General features: G+C 63.8%; 15 protein-coding genes. 10 read left to right on the top strand and 5 right to left on the bottom strand.

Going from position 1 to position 14846, the window contains the following annotated elements:
* A partial coding sequence (locus FFS27_RS15735; protein WP_171019201.1) for a lytic murein transglycosylase occupies window positions 1–551 on the bottom strand: 551 nt, incomplete at its 3' end.
* A 344-nt stretch (window positions 552–895) separates the two neighbouring features.
* Between FFS27_RS15735 and cysD the strand changes: the two genes are divergently transcribed.
* Entirely contained in the window at window positions 896–1813 is a 918-nt protein-coding gene (gene cysD / locus FFS27_RS15730; RefSeq protein WP_137952092.1) for a sulfate adenylyltransferase subunit CysD, read from the top strand.
* 11 nt (window positions 1814–1824) lie between these two features.
* Window positions 1825–3726 carry a sulfate adenylyltransferase subunit CysN gene (gene cysN / locus FFS27_RS15725; RefSeq protein WP_003110029.1) on the top strand — a complete coding sequence of 634 codons (1902 nt, stop codon included), beginning with the start codon at window positions 1825–1827 and terminating at the stop codon, window positions 3724–3726.
* A 73-nt stretch (window positions 3727–3799) separates the two neighbouring features.
* Here cysN and FFS27_RS15720 read toward each other — a convergent pair whose 3' ends face one another.
* On the bottom strand, window positions 3800–4246 hold the full coding sequence (locus FFS27_RS15720) for a YhcB family protein (RefSeq protein WP_003094304.1): 447 nt from the start codon (window positions 4244–4246) through the stop codon (window positions 3800–3802).
* A 144-nt stretch (window positions 4247–4390) separates the two neighbouring features.
* Here FFS27_RS15720 and FFS27_RS15715 point away from each other — a divergent pair, with 144 nt between their 5' ends.
* From FFS27_RS15715 to zapE, 3 genes are all read left to right on the top strand, one after another.
* Window positions 4391–5020: an alpha/beta hydrolase gene (locus FFS27_RS15715; protein WP_003094302.1), complete on the top strand. Its 630-nt coding sequence runs from the start codon at window positions 4391–4393 to the stop codon at window positions 5018–5020.
* 67 nt (window positions 5021–5087) lie between these two features.
* Window positions 5088–6434 (top strand): tryptophan--tRNA ligase, encoded by a 1347-nt coding sequence (locus tag FFS27_RS15710; RefSeq protein ID WP_003094300.1) that lies wholly within the window; start codon window positions 5088–5090, stop codon window positions 6432–6434.
* 94 nt (window positions 6435–6528) lie between these two features.
* On the top strand, window positions 6529–7623 hold the full coding sequence (gene zapE / locus FFS27_RS15705; RefSeq protein ID WP_003094297.1) for a cell division protein ZapE: 1095 nt from the start codon (window positions 6529–6531) through the stop codon (window positions 7621–7623).
* 64 nt (window positions 7624–7687) lie between these two features.
* Here zapE and FFS27_RS15700 read toward each other — a convergent pair whose 3' ends face one another.
* Together FFS27_RS15700 and FFS27_RS15695 are read right to left on the bottom strand one after the other, a co-directional pair.
* The gene (locus tag FFS27_RS15700) at window positions 7688–8650 is read right to left on the bottom strand and encodes a hypothetical protein (protein ID WP_019726799.1); all 963 of its coding nucleotides are present in this window, start codon (window positions 8648–8650) and stop codon (window positions 7688–7690) included.
* 158 nt (window positions 8651–8808) lie between these two features.
* The gene (locus FFS27_RS15695; RefSeq protein WP_003120906.1) at window positions 8809–9708 is read right to left on the bottom strand and encodes a GlxA family transcriptional regulator; all 900 of its coding nucleotides are present in this window, start codon (window positions 9706–9708) and stop codon (window positions 8809–8811) included.
* Between the two features lie 264 nt (window positions 9709–9972).
* Here FFS27_RS15695 and FFS27_RS15690 point away from each other — a divergent pair, with 264 nt between their 5' ends.
* Complete coding sequence (locus tag FFS27_RS15690) at window positions 9973–11109, top strand: acyl-CoA dehydrogenase family protein (RefSeq protein WP_003094168.1); 1137 nt, start codon at window positions 9973–9975, stop codon at window positions 11107–11109.
* Between the two features lie 84 nt (window positions 11110–11193).
* Here FFS27_RS15690 and FFS27_RS15685 read toward each other — a convergent pair whose 3' ends face one another.
* Window positions 11194–12231, bottom strand: coding sequence for an NADP(H)-dependent aldo-keto reductase (locus FFS27_RS15685; protein WP_003094166.1), 1038 nt, complete (start codon window positions 12229–12231; stop codon window positions 11194–11196).
* Between the two features lie 245 nt (window positions 12232–12476).
* Here FFS27_RS15685 and rplM point away from each other — a divergent pair, with 245 nt between their 5' ends.
* The 4 genes from rplM to FFS27_RS15665 form a co-directional block, all read left to right on the top strand.
* Entirely contained in the window at window positions 12477–12905 is a 429-nt protein-coding gene (gene rplM / locus FFS27_RS15680; RefSeq protein WP_003094164.1) for a 50S ribosomal protein L13, read from the top strand.
* A gap of 14 nt (window positions 12906–12919) precedes the next feature.
* A complete protein-coding gene (rpsI, locus tag FFS27_RS15675) occupies window positions 12920–13312 on the top strand; it encodes a 30S ribosomal protein S9 (protein WP_003098810.1) in 393 nt (130 codons plus the stop codon).
* 249 nt (window positions 13313–13561) lie between these two features.
* A complete protein-coding gene (gene petA, locus FFS27_RS15670; RefSeq protein ID WP_003100631.1) occupies window positions 13562–14155 on the top strand; it encodes a ubiquinol-cytochrome c reductase iron-sulfur subunit in 594 nt (197 codons plus the stop codon).
* The coding region (locus FFS27_RS15665) for a cytochrome b (protein WP_137952091.1) at window positions 14155–14846 on the top strand (692 nt) is incomplete at its 3' end. The genes petA and FFS27_RS15665, both read left to right, overlap by 1 nt.

The raw sequence follows: 14846 nt of genomic DNA, 5'->3' as shown, positions 1-14846 counted from the left end.
GAGAAGGACAGGGTGGACAGCGCATCGATGATCCGCGTCTTGCCCATCACCCGCCCCCAGCGGGTTTCCACGCCGATGATGCCGACGATGATCTCCGGCGGCACGCCGTAGACGCGCGATGCCCGTTGCAGGTCGGTTTCGTATTGGTCCCAGAACAGCACGCCGTTCTGTACGTTGCCTGGCGTGACGAACTTCTTCCGGTAGCGCAGCCAGGCGCCGTTCGGTCCGCTGGGTGGGGTATAGGTCGGGGCTTGCCGGTCCATCAGGCGGATCACCCAGTCCAGGCGCTGGGTCTGGGCGAACAGGTCGTGCAGTTGCTGGCGGTTGAAGCCGTGCTGGCTGACCATCCTGTCGATGAAGCGCTGTGCCGCCGGATTGTTCGCGTAATCGCCGCGCAGCGGCAGTATCGGTTGCACCGACTGGCGTACGGGGCGGGGGGAAATGCCGGTGCGGGCCTGGGGTTTGGCGGCGGGTTTCGGTGGTGGCGTCGGTTCGCTGCTGCATGCTGAGACCAGAAGGAACAGGGGCAGGGCGAGGGCGGTACGGCGCATCTGGGGTCTTCTTGGCGGAATGACGATGCCCGCTATGCTAGCGCAGTGCCGCTGGCGTACAAGTCGAGCCGCCGAAAGGGGGGCGGACCGTCTGCTCGCTGTCGCGGCGACGGCTTTGTCCGGTCCGGGACGATGCCGTCTCAGCTTTGTCCGCCCGGTCTGCGAAACGCCCCTGGAAAACCTCTCGACGCCAGTGTTTTCGCCGGCTGCGAGGCTGAGCGCTGATGGCTATATGGGTATATTTTTTCGGTATAAATGGCGAATCTTTTAGAGCCTTGCGCTGTGATAGAGTGCGCGTTCGTCTACGGCCCGACGGCCGTCCATAAGCAATTCCGTGAGTAGCCATGGTCGACAAACTGACGCACCTGAAACAGCTGGAGGCGGAAAGCATCCACATCATCCGCGAGGTGGCCGCCGAGTTCGATAACCCGGTGATGCTGTACTCGATCGGCAAGGATTCCGCGGTCATGCTGCACCTGGCCCGCAAGGCCTTCTTCCCCGGCAAGCTGCCCTTCCCGGTGATGCACGTGGACACCCGCTGGAAATTCCAGGAGATGTACAGGTTCCGTGATCGGATGGTCGAGGAAATGGGCCTGGACCTGATCACCCACGTCACCCCGGACGGCGTCCCCCAGGGCATCAACCCGTTCACCCACGGCAGCGCCAAGCACACCGACGTGATGAAGACCGAGGGACTCAAGCAGGCCCTGGACAAGTACGGTTTCGACGCTGCCTTCGGCGGTGCGCGCCGCGACGAGGAGAAGTCGCGGGCCAAGGAACGGGTCTATTCGTTCCGCGACAGCAAGCACCGCTGGGACCCGAAGAACCAGCGTCCCGAGCTGTGGAACATCTACAACGGCAAGGTGAAGAAGGGCGAGTCGATCCGCGTCTTCCCGCTGTCCAACTGGACCGAGCTGGACATCTGGCAATACATCTACCTGGAAGGCATCCCGATCGTCCCGCTGTACTTCGCCGCCGAGCGCGAGGTTATCGAGAAGAACGGCACGCTGATCATGATCGACGACGAGCGCATCCTCGAGCATCTCTCTGACGAAGAGAAAGCCCGCATCGAGAAGCGCATGGTGCGCTTCCGTACCCTCGGCTGCTACCCGCTCACCGGCGCGGTCGAGTCCAGCGCCACCACGCTGCCGGAAATCATCCAGGAAATGCTCCTGACGCGTACTTCCGAACGCCAGGGCCGGGTCATCGACCATGACCAGGCCGGTTCGATGGAAGAAAAGAAACGTCAGGGCTATTTCTGAGGGTACGCAGCATGTCTCATCAATCCGATCTGATCAGCGAGGACATCCTCGCCTACCTGGGGCAGCACGAACGCAAGGAACTGCTGCGCTTCCTTACCTGCGGCAACGTCGATGACGGCAAGAGCACCCTGATCGGGCGCCTGCTGCATGACTCCAAGATGATCTACGAGGATCACCTCGAGGCCATCACCCGCGACTCGAAGAAAGTCGGCACCACGGGCGACGACGTCGACCTGGCGCTGCTGGTCGACGGCCTGCAGGCCGAGCGTGAGCAGGGCATCACCATCGACGTGGCGTACCGCTACTTCAGCACCGCCAAGCGCAAGTTCATCATCGCCGACACGCCCGGTCATGAGCAGTACACCCGCAACATGGCCACCGGTGCCTCGACCTGCGACCTGGCGATCATCCTGATCGATGCCCGCTACGGCGTGCAGACCCAGACCCGCCGGCACAGTTTCATCGCGTCCCTGCTGGGCATCCGGCATATCGTGGTCGCCATCAACAAGATGGACCTGAAGGACTTCGACCAGGGTGTCTTCGAACAGATCAAGGCCGACTACCTGGCCTTTGCCGAGAAGATCGGTCTGAAGACCAGTTCGCTGCACTTCGTGCCGATGTCGGCGCTCAAGGGCGACAACGTGGTCAACAAGTCCGAGCGTTCGCCCTGGTACGCCGGCCAGTCGCTGATGGAAATCCTCGAAACCGTCGAGATCGCAGCCGACCGCAACCTCGATGACATGCGCTTCCCGGTGCAGTACGTGAACCGGCCGAACCTGAACTTCCGCGGTTTCGCCGGCACCCTGGCCAGCGGCGTGGTGCGCAAGGGCGACGAGGTGGTGGCCTTGCCGTCGGGCAAGGGCAGCAAGGTGAAATCCATCGTCACCTTCGAGGGCGAACTGGAGCAGGCCGGTCCCGGCCAGGCCGTCACCCTGACCCTGGAAGACGAGATCGACGTTTCCCGCGGCGACATGCTGGTGCATGCCGACAATCGCCCGCTGGTCACCGACGGCTTCGATGCCATGCTGGTGTGGATGGCCGAGGAGCCGATGCTTCCGGGCAAGAAGTACGATATCAAGCGCGCTACCAGCTATGTGCCGGGTTCGATTCCGAGCATCGTCCACAAGGTGGACGTGAATACCCTGGAGCGGACCCCGGGCAGCGAGCTGAAGCTGAACGAGATCGCCAGGGTCAAGGTCAGCCTGGACGCGCCCATCGCGCTCGATGGCTATGAGCAGAACCGCACCACCGGCGCCTTCATCGTCATCGATCGCCTGACCAACGGCACCGTTGGCGCCGGCATGATCGTCTCCGCTCCGCCGGCGGCCCATGGCAGCAGCGCGCATCACGGTTCGAATGCCCATGTGACGCGCGAGGAGCGTGCCGGCCGCTTCGGCCAGCAGCCGGCGACCGTACTGTTCAGCGGCCTCTCCGGCGCCGGCAAGAGCACCCTGGCCTACGCCGTGGAGCGCAAGCTGTTCGATATGGGCCGCGCGGTCTACGTGCTGGACGGGCAGAACCTGCGCCACGACCTGAACAAGGGGTTGCCGCAGGACCGCGCCGGGCGCACCGAGAACTGGCTGCGTACCGCCCATGTCGCCAAGCAGTTCAACGAGGCCGGGTTGATCAGCCTCTGCGCCTTCGTCGCGCCGAGCGCGGAAGGGCGCGAGCAGGCCAGGGCGCTGATCGGCGCCGAGCGCCTGATCACCGTCTATGTGCAGGCGTCGCCGCAGGTCTGCCGCGAACGCGATCCCCAGGGGCTGTATGCGGCGGGCGAGGACAATATCCCCGGCGAGTCCTTCCCCTACGACGTGCCGCTGGATGCCGACCTGGTGATCGATACCCAGGCGCTGAGCGTCGAGGACGGCGTGAAGCAGGTGCTCGACCTGTTGCGCGAACGCCAGGCGATCTGATCGTCTCGCAGCCATGAAAAAGCCCCGCGGATGCGGGGCTTTTTCATGGGCGTCGGCAGGTTCGCGCAGCGCGTCAGTACTTGCCTTTCAGGCCGTAGGTGGCGTCGAGGGTGCCGGGGCTGTCCGGGCTCTTCGGCGCATAGTCCTTCGGCACTTCGCCGGAGGCCGGCGGAGTCAGGCGCTCGCGGCGCTCGGCCGGATAGGCCTCGTCGGCATGCAGCGCAGCCAGCAGGCGCTGGCGGGTCTGTTCGTCCAGGGCCAGGCGCTGGGCGCCGTCGGAGAGGTGCTCCTGCACGTCCTGGTAGCTCTGGGTCAGCTTCTTCACGAGGCTGGCGGTGGTGTTGAAATGGGTCACGACTTCGCGCTGATAGCTGTCGAAGCGGTCCTGCAGGTCGTCCATCTGGCGTTGCACCTTGTTCGGCGCGGCGTTGGGCAGCAGGCGGGCGATCAGAAAACCGATGGCGACCCCGGCGACCAGGGCGAGGGCCGGCAGCAGCCAGGCGGTGAGCGACTGTTCCACGCGAATCCTTCCTCTATAGACGGCTTTGCTTTACGTTAACGGCTTGAGTCCGAGCTGTATACCACGGCACGCGAGTAAGTGCCTGTGTCGCTTGGAGTAATCTGCTAGACGAGTCGACCCGAGCCGGGGTCACGGAGTTCCTGTTTGTCTACCCGCGAAATCCCTGTATCCATCGATGGCCCCTGCGGGCCGCTGGAAGCCCTGCACCTCGATCTGCCCGATGCCCGCGGCATCGCCCTGGTCTGCCATCCGCACCCGCTGTTCGCCGGCACCATGCAGAACAAGGTGGTCGCCACTCTGCAACGCAGTGCCCGCGATGCCGGCCTGGCGACCCTGCGTTTCAACTTCCGTGGCGTTGGCCAGAGCGCCGGCAGCTATGGCGAGGGGATCGGCGAGATCGACGACGCCGAGGCCGCCGCGCGCTGGTTGCTGGCACGCCATCCGGGGTTGCCGCTGACACTGATGGGCTTTTCCTTCGGCTCCTGCGTCGCCGGCAATCTGGCGGGTCGCCTGGAAGCGGAGGGCGTCGGGCTGGCGCGGCTGTTCATGATCGCGCCGCCGGTGGAACGCTTCGCGGTCAGCCTGCCTGCGCGTTGCCCGCTGACCGTGGTGCAGCCGGAGGACGACGACGTGGTCACGCCGGCCGCGGTATATGCCTGGAGCGAGTCCCTGGCACGACCGCACGAGCTGTTGCGGGTGGCGGAAAGCGGACATTTCTTCCATGGCAAGCTGATCGATCTGAAGGACCTGTTGCTGCCACGCCTGCAGGACTGACGTTGTCGCGCCGGCCCTGCTACCATCCGGCGCGCCATTCTTTTCTTTGCCTGACATCTGGTATCGCATGACTACTCGTATCCTGACCGGCATCACTCCTACCGGCACTCCGCACCTGGGCAACTACGCCGGCGCCATCCGCCCGGCGATCCTCGCCAGCCGTCGGAGCGACGTGGATTCGTTCTACTTCCTGGCGGACTACCACGCCTTGATCAAGTGCGACGATCCCGCTCGTATCCAGCGCTCGCGCCTGGAAATCGCCGCGACCTGGCTGGCCGGCGGCCTGGACGTCGAGCGTGCGACCTTCTACCGGCAGTCGGACATCCCCGAGATTCCCGAGCTGACCTGGTTGCTCACCTGCGTCAGTGCCAAGGGTCTGCTCAACCGCGCGCATGCCTACAAGGCCGCGGTGGACCGCAATGTCGAGGCCGGCGAAGACCCGGACGCCGGCGTGACCATGGGCCTCTACAGCTATCCGGTGCTGATGGCCGCGGACATCCTGATGTTCAACGCGCACAAGATCCCGGTCGGCCGCGACCAGGTGCAGCACGTGGAGATGGCCCGCGACATCGGCCAGCGTTTCAACCACCTGTTCGGCAACGGCCGCGAGTTCTTCGTCCTGCCCGAAGCGGTGATCGAGGAAAACGTCGCCACCCTGCCGGGCCTGGACGGGCGCAAGATGTCCAAGAGCTACGACAACACCATCCCGCTGTTCAGCCCTTCCAGGCAGCTCAAGGACGCCATCGCACGCATCGTCACCGACTCGCGCGCGCCGGGCGAGCCGAAGGACCCGGACAGTTCGCACCTGTTCCTTCTTTACTCGGCCTTCGCCAGCGCCGAACAGGTCGCAGCGTTCCGCCAGGAACTGCTCGACGGCCTGGCCTGGGGCGAAGCCAAGCAGCGCCTGTTCCAGTTGCTCGACAACGAACTGGGCGAGGCTCGCGAGCGTTACCAGGCGCTGATCGCCAAGCCGGACGATATCGAGGACATTCTCCTCGCCGGTGCCGCCAAGGCGCGCCGCATCGCCACCCCATTCATCGCCGAGTTGCGCGAGGCAGTCGGCCTGCGCTCCCTGCGCGAGCCGCTGAAAAGTACCGAGAGCGGCAAGAAGAAGGCCGCCAAGGCTGCGCGCCTGGTCAGCTTCCGCGACGACGACGGCAGCTTCCGCTTCCGCCTGCTGGACGCCGCCGGCGAACAGCTACTGCTGTCCCGCGCCTTCGCCGACGGCAAGGCCGCCGGTGCGGTGAGCAAGCGCCTGCTGGCTGGCGAGACTGCTGACCTGCGGGCCGAGGGCAATGCCTTTGGCCTGTGGCTGGATGGCGAGGCGGTGGCGCAGAGCCCGGCCTTCGCCGACGCCGCCGCCCGTGACGCCGCCATCGAGCGCACCCGCGAAGCGCTGGCACCGCAGGAGTAGGCAGCCCCGGTACATCCTCGACGGATGGCCGATTGCCAAGAGACGGGGTCGTCGCTAAAGTGACGGCCCCGTTTTCGTTGCATTGCTACCGATCATGACGCCCCTCGAGCGCTACCAGGCCGATCTCCAACGCCCCGATTTCTTCCACGATGCCGCACAGGCGAATGCCGTGAAGCATCTGCAACGCCTCTACGATGACCTGGTCGCCGCCGACCACGCCAAGCCCGGCCTGTTCGGCAAGCTGCTCGGCAGGAAGTCCGGCGGGCCGGTGAAGGGCCTGTATTTCTGGGGCGGCGTCGGCCGTGGCAAGACCTACCTGGTGGACACTTTCTTCGAGTCGCTGCCGTTCGAGCAGAAGGTGCGCACGCACTTCCACCGCTTCATGAAGCGGGTGCACGAAGAACTGAAGACCCTCAAGGGCGAGAAGAACCCGCTGACCATCATCGGCAAGCGCTTCGCCGACGAGGCGCGGGTGATCTGCTTCGACGAATTCTTCGTCTCCGACATCACCGATGCGATGATCCTCGCCACCCTGCTGGAAGAGCTGTTCAAGAACGGCGTGAGCCTGGTGGCGACCTCCAACATCGTGCCGGACGGCCTGTACAAGGACGGCCTGCAACGCGCCCGTTTCCTGCCGGCGATCGCCCTGCTCAAGGAGCATACCGAGATCGTCAACGTCGATAGCGGCGTCGACTATCGCCTGCGCGCGCTGGAGCAGGCCGAGCTGTTCCACTGGCCGCTCAGTGAACAGGTCGAGGAGGAGATGGCGCGCAGCTTCAAGGCCCTGACCCCGGACTGTGCCAAGGCCCAGCGCGACGAGGCGCTGATGATCGAGAACCGCGAGATCCGCGCGCGCCTGACCTGCGACGACGTGGCCTGGTTCGAATTCCGCGAGCTGTGCGACGGCCCGCGCAGCCAGAACGACTACATCGAGCTGGCGAAGATTTTCCACGCCGTGCTGATCTCCAACGTCGAGCAGATGGGCGTCACCAAGGACGACATGGCGCGGCGTTTCATCAACCTGGTGGATGAGTTCTACGACCGCAGCGTCAAGCTGATCATCTCCGCCGAGGTCGAGCTAAAGGATCTCTACAGCGGCGGCCGGCTGGAGTTCGAATTCCAGCGCACCCTCAGTCGTCTGCTGGAAATGCAGTCCCACGAATACCTGACGCGTCCGCACCGGCCCTGATCCGGGGCGGAAACGAGAAAGGGGTTGCCGATGGCAACCCCTTTTTTCATGGACGCGCGGCGTTTCAGCGCTGCGCGGTGTTCTGCTCGAAGCCGGCGAGGAGCTTCTTCGCATGGGCCACTTCGAGGGCTTCCATGGCGTTGATCGGCTTGATCGCCACGGCCTGCTTCAGTTGGGCGATGGCCTTTTCCCGCTCGTCGTCGCCGTATACGTAGGTCAGCGCGTTGGCGTACTCGTAGTGGCCGATCGGCAGGTCGTTGGCCTGGCGGAAGGAGCGGGCGAAGTACTGTTCCATCTTGTCGGCGCTGACCCCGTAGGTCATCTTGCCGACCAGCTTGCCGACCTTGCGGATCACTCCCGCCTCGTAGCCGCCGTAGAGCGCCAGGGCGAACGGCTGGTTGGGTTGCCTGGCCAGGAGGGCGTCCAGTTCCTTGGGGATTTCGCTGGTATAGCCGCGCTTGAGCACTACCGGTACCGATAGCTCCTCGGCCAGGCGCGCCTTGGCGTAGACGCTGCCGAACTGGGCGACGATATCGGCCTTGACCAGCGGGCCGGCCTGATTGGTGTAGTCGATGACCTCTTCGAGCAGGCGCTGTTTCTCCGCCTGGCCGGGAGCCAGGAACATGGCGTAGAGCACCTGGGCGAACATCGCCGGTACCTGGCCGCCGACTCCCAGGGCCAGTCCCTGCTCCTTGGCCTTGGCGTAGTCGCCGCGGAACAGCAGGCGCCAGACATCCTGCAGGCGCGCCGCATATTGCGCGGCCTCTTCCGGCTTGCCGGTGAAGCCGGTGCCGGCCTTCACGGTCTTTTCCAGGGCATCCGGATGGGCGGTCGCCATGTTCACCACCCAGTCGGCGTCCGGATAGGGATAGTCGCCGAAGCCGCGGGTCAGGCGCGGCCAGGCTTCCTTCAACTTGTCGCCTGGATAGTCATAGGCGCTCTGGTCGTAGGGGAAGGCTTTCCAGTTGTCGGCGGCCATAGCATTCATACCGAAGAGGGCCAGGAAGGCGAGCAGATAAAGGCGCATGGCAAAGGTCCGTTCTTGTCGTTGTTCGGAACGCCCGCGTCTGCGGCGGGCCTGCGGGTTCATGAGAACCCGCGAAGGCCGACCTGGCTACCTATCCTAGGTTCTGTAGGGAAAGCGCCGGCGCCGATGCCGTTCGGGCAGGCCCGGCGATGTTAGGCTCAGCTTTCCTTCTGCATGAACTGGCGACGGTAATGGTGGGGAGAGAGTTCGGTGTGCTGGCGGAACAGGCGGGCGAAGAAGCTGGCGTCGTCGTAGCCGACCTCGTAGCTGATCGTCTTGATGCTCTTGCGCGTGCTCGAGAGCATGCCCTTGGCGGTCTCGATCCGCAGTCGCTGCAGGTAGTGCAGCGGCTTGTCGCCGGTAGCGGCCTGGAAGCGCCGCATGAAGTTGCGGATGCTCATGCCGTGGTCGCGGGCGACGTCCTCGAAACGGAACTTGTCGGCGAAGTGGTCTTCCAGCCATTGCTGGATCTGCAGGATCGTCGGGTCATGGTGCAGCTTCTGTCCGCCGAAGCCGATACGCCCTGGGGTGTAGCTGCGCTGTACTTCGTAGAGGGTATCCCGGGCCACCGCCTGGGCCACCGATCCGCCGCAGAAACGCTCGATCAGATAGATGTAGAGGTCGCAGGCGGAGGTGACGCCGCTGGCGCAGAACAGGTCGTCGGCATCGGTCAGGTGCTTCTCCTGGTTGAGCAGCACGTTCGGGAAGCGTTCGGCGAATTCCCGATAGAAGCGCCAGTAGGTGGTCGCTTCCTTGCCATCCAGCAGGCCTGCCTGGGCCAGCCAGAAAACCCCGGTCGCCTCGCCGCAGAGGGCGGTTCCCTCGGCATGGCTGCGGCGCAACCAGGGAACGATTTGCGGATAGCGCCGTTCGAGCGCGTCGAAGTCGCCCCAGAAGGCGGGCAGGACCACGATATCGCAGGCGGCGAGGGGACCGTCGACGGCGATGCTGTCGCCGCTGAAGCTGCGTACCGGCTGGCCGTCGGGGCTGAGGATGCGGGTGCGGAAGGCCGGCTGGAGACCGAGGCCCTGCTGCTTGCCGTGGCGCAGGCTGGCCATGTGGAAGAAGTCCTTGGCCTGCATCAGGGTCGAGGCGAAGACGCCGTCGATGGCGACGATGCCGACATGTTTCAGCTCCGGAGCGGATTGAGCGCGCATGGATTTTTATCGTTGTTGTGAGTAAGGGAAAGCGGTCAAAAGGCGGCTGGATCGTCTTATTTTTTGGCGCAACTGTCCAGTGCGTCGGTCGGGGCATTTCCCTACAGTCGAAGACCTGCCGCGTGCAGCCAACCCGATCCCAGACCGTTTCCAGGTGAGACCACGATGATACCGAGAACCCTGTTCAGCTCCGACCACGAACTGTTTCGCGACAGCGTGCGCAAGTTCCTCGAACAGGAAGCCGTGCCTTTCCATCACCAATGGGAAAAGGATGGGCATGTCGACCGCGCGCTCTGGAACAAGGCCGGCGAGGCCGGAATGCTCTGTTCGCACCTGCCGGAAGAGTATGGCGGGATGGGCGCGGACTTCCTCTACAGCGCCGTGGTCATCGAAGAGATCGGTCGGGCCGGCCTGACCGGGATCGGTTTCTCCCTGCATTCGGACATCGCTGCGCCCTACATCCTCCACTACGGCAGCGAGGCGCTGAAGCGCAAGTACCTGCCGAAGCTGGTATCCGGCGAGATGGTCGCGGCCATCGCCATGACCGAGCCGGGGGCCGGTTCCGACCTGCAAGGGGTGAAGACCACGGCGGTACTGGATGGCGACGAGTACGTCATCAATGGCTCGAAGACCTTCATCACCAACGGCTTCCTCGCCGACCTGGTGATCGTGGTGGCGAAGACCGATCCGAAGGCTGGCGCCAAGGGCATAAGCCTGTTCGTGGTCGAGGCGGGTACGCCGGGTTTCAGCAAGGGCAAGCGCCTGGAGAAGGTCGGGATGAAGGCCCAGGACACCTCCGAGCTGTTCTTCCAGGATGTGCGGATTCCCCGGGAGAACCTGCTCGGCAAGGACGGCCAGGGATTCATCTACCTGATGCAGGAGCTGCCGCAGGAGCGCCTGACCGTCGGTATCGGCGCGCTGGCGTCGGCCGAGGCGGCCCTGCAATGGACGCTCGACTACACTCGCGAGCGCAAGGCGTTCGGCAAGTCGGTGGCGGACTTCCAGAATACCCGCTTCAAGCTTGCCGAGATGGCTACCGAGATCCAGGTCGGCCGGGTCTTCGTCGATCGCTGCATGGAGCTGCATCTCCAGGGCAAGCTGGACGTACCCACCGCCGCCATGTGCAAGTACTGGACGACGGACCTGCAATGCAAGGTGCTCGACGAATGCGTGCAGTTGCACGGCGGCTACGGCTTCATGTGGGAATATCCGGTGGCGCGGGCCTGGGCCGATGCCCGGGTACAGCGGATCTACGCCGGTACCAACGAGATCATGAAGGAGATCATCGCGCGGGCCCTGTGAGGCGCTCCTGGCCACCGGGAGGGGCGAACGACCGCATCGCGCGGTTGTCCGCCGAACCCGCGGCAGCGCCAGGCCCCTGGAGCCTCAGGGAGCCGGGTTCGGTTGCTCCCGGTGGATCGCATCGATACCGGCGAGCACCTCCTCGTCCAGCCTCAGGTCGACGCTGCCGAGATTGGTTTCCAGCTGTTCCAGCGAGGTCGCGCCGATGATGTTGCTGGTCACGAACGGCCGCGAAGTGACGTAGGCCAGTGCCATCTGCGCCGGTTCCAGTCCATGTTCGCGGGCCAGCGCCACGTAGCGCGCGCAGGCCGCTTCCGCCTGCGGGTTGGTGTAGCGGGTGAAGCGGCTGTAGAGACTGATGCGCGCGTTGGCCGGGCGGGCGCCGTCCGCGTACTTGCCGGAAAGCATGCCGAAGGCCATCGGCGAGTAGGCCAACAGGCCGCACTGCTCGCGGATGGCGATTTCCGCCAGGCCCACCTCGAAGCTGCGGTTGAGCAGGTTGTAGGGGTTCTGGATCGATACCGCGCGCGGCCAGCCGCGCTCCTCGGCGAGCCTGAGGAAGGTCATGGTGCCCCAGGGTGTCTCGTTGGACAGGCCGATGTGGCGGATCTTGCCGGCGCGCACCTGCTCGTCGAGCACTTCCAGGGTTTCCTCCAGCGGTGTGAAGCTCTCTTCCTGGTGCTGGTAGCCGAGCTGGCCGAAGAAGTTGGTCCGCCGCTCCGGCCAGTGCAACTGGTAGAGGTCCAGCCAGTCTGTCTGCAGGCGCTCCAGGCTGGCATCGAGGGCGGCGACGATGTGCTGGCGGTTGAACTTGAGGTTGCCGTCGCGCACATGGCTGATGCCGTTGCCGGGGCCGGCGATCTTGCTGGCGAGGATCCAGTCGGCGCGGTCGCCGCTGCGGCGGAACCAGTTGCCGATGATGCGCTCGGTGCTGGCGTAGGTCTCGGCGCGGGGCGGCACCGGATACATTTCGGCGGTATCCATGAAATTGATCCCGGCGGCCTTGGCCCTGGCGATCTGGGCGAAGGCGTCCTGCTCGCTGTTCTGCTCGCCCCAGGTCATGGTGCCGAGGCAGAGGGCGCTGACTTTCAGATCGGTGCGGCCGAGCGGGCGATACTCCATGCGGGTGTCCTCGTGAAATTAAGTGGTTAATGCGGTTGTAAATTCTGGCGAAATCTGCATAATTCCGCAGCCTTTCATCGGTGGGGGATGCCAAGCCTGCCGATCGATGTATCTAGTCGTTACGGACGCACACCGACCCGAGCCCCAATTCGTGTCTGTTTTCGGCTGTCCTTGACTTGTCAAGGCAACCACTGTCCAGTAAGATTCGCCGTCTTATTTTCAGGCGGCCCCTGAGGCTATAACGAATGAAAACCTATACCGCGAAACCGGAAACTGTACAGCGCGACTGGTTCGTCGTCGACGCTGCCGGCCAGACCCTGGGTCGTCTGGCGACCGAAATTGCCCGCCGCCTGCGTGGCAAGCACAAGCCTGAGTACACTCCGCACGTTGACACCGGCGACTACATCGTCGTCATCAACGCCGAGCAGGTGCGTGTGACCGGTGCCAAGACCACCGACAAGATGTACTACCACCACTCCGGCTTCCCGGGCGGCATCAAGTCGATCAACTTCGAGAAGCTGATCGCCAAGGCCCCTGAGCGCGTCATCGAGACCGCTGTAAAAGGCATGCTGCCGAAGAACCCTCTGGGTCGCGATATGTATCGCAAGCTGAAGGTGTACAAGGGTGCCAGCCACCCGCACACCGCTCAGCAGCCCCAAGAACTGAAGATTTAACGGGATAGCTCATTATGTCGGCGACTCAAAATTACGGCACTGGCCGTCGTAAGACCGCTACCGCTCGCGTCTTCCTGCGTCCGGGTACTGGCAAGATTTCCATCAACAACCGTGGTCTCGATCAGTTCTTCGGTCGTGAAACCGCTCGCATGGTCGTGCGTCAGCCGCTCGAGCTGACCGAGACCGTCGAGAAGTTCGACATCTTCGTTACCGTCGTTGGCGGTGGCGTAAGCGGTCAGGCCGGTGCGATCCGTCACGGCATCACCCGTGCCCTGATCGAGTACGACGAAACCCTGCGTAGCTCGCTGCGCAAGGCCGGCTACGTGACTCGCGATGCCCGTGAAGTCGAGCGTAAGAAAGTCGGTCTGCGTAAAGCGCGTAAGCGTCCGCAGTACTCCAAGCGTTAATTCGACGCTTGCTGAAAAACGCCCACCTCTTCGGAGCTGGGCGTTTTTTTATGTCTACGCTTTAACTCTGCGGCAAGGTGTCGCATGGCCGAAGGGCGCGCCCTACAAGGGTTTCGGGCGTTTTGTGTCAGGCTATTACCTTGTCATCAAAGGGGGTTTTCTTTACCATTTGGCGAATTTTTTGCGCGGCTCGAATTTTTACTTAAAGGCCTGATTAGAACAGGTCTGAAGCTGATGGGAGACGACTGAATGAGTAATGACGGCGTGAATGCAGGCCGGCGTCGCTTCCTCGTCGCGGCCACCTCTGTGGTTGGCGCGGCGGGAGCGGTGGGTGCTGCGGTCCCGTTCGTAGGGTCATGGTTCCCCAGTGCCAAAGCCAAGGCTGCTGGCGCGCCGGTGCAGGTGAACGTGGGCAAGATCGATCCAGGTCAGCAGATCATCGCTGAATGGCGCGGCAAGCCTGTATTCATCGTGCACCGCACGAAGGAGATGCTGGACGCCCTGCCGAGCCTCGAAGGACAACTGGCCGACCCGGACTCCAAGGCCTCGGAGCAGCCGGAGTACGTCGATCCCAAGCTTCGCTCGATCAAGCCGGAACTGGCGGTGATCGTCGGCATCTGCACCCACCTGGGCTGCTCGCCGACCTTCCGTCCCGAAGTCGCCCCCGCCGACCTCGGTCCGGACTGGAAGGGTGGCTACTTCTGCCCTTGCCACGGCTCCCACTACGACCTCGCCGGTCGTGTCTACAAAGGCCAGCCAGCGCCGCTGAACCTGCCGATTCCGCCTTATACGTTCGATGCTGACGACGTCATCACCATCGGCGTGGACCAGGAGAAAGCCTGATGAACAAGTTCATGGCTTGGGTCGATGCGCGTTTTCCCGCGACCAAGATGTGGGAAGACCATCTGAGCAAGTACTACGCACCGAAGAACTTCAACTTCTGGTATTTCTTCGGTTCCCTGGCGCTGCTGGTGCTGGTCAACCAGATCCTCACCGGCATCTGGCTGACCATGAGCTTCACGCCGTCGGCCGAAGAGGCGTTCGCTTCCGTCGAATACATCATGCGCGATGTCGACTACGGCTGGATCATTCGCTACATGCACTCCACCGGTGCATCGGCGTTCTTCATCGTGGTCTACCTGCACATGTTCCGCGGCCTGCTCTACGGCTCCTATCAGAAGCCGCGCGAGCTGGTGTGGATCTTCGGCATGCTGATCTACCTGGCGCTGATGGCCGAGGCCTTCATGGGCTACCTGCTGCCTTGGGGTCAGATGTCCTACTGGGGCGCCCAGGTGATCATTTCCCTGTTCGGCGCGATTCCGGTGGTCGGCGAAGACCTGGCCCAGTGGATCCGCGGTGACTTCCTGATCTCCGGCATCACCCTGAACCGCTTCTTCGCCCTGCATGTGATCGCCCTGCCGATCGTCCTGCTCGGCCTGGTCGTGCTGCACATCCTGGCGCTGCACGAAGTCGGTTCGAACAACCCGGACGGCGTTGACATCAAGAAGAAGAAGGACGAGAACGGCGTACCGCT

The organism is Pseudomonas sp. 2VD, assembly GCF_005503585.1.
In the GTDB taxonomy this organism is placed as follows: Bacteria; Pseudomonadota; Gammaproteobacteria; order Pseudomonadales; family Pseudomonadaceae; genus Pseudomonas; species Pseudomonas aeruginosa.
This window is presented reverse-complemented; position numbering and strand designations above follow the sequence as displayed.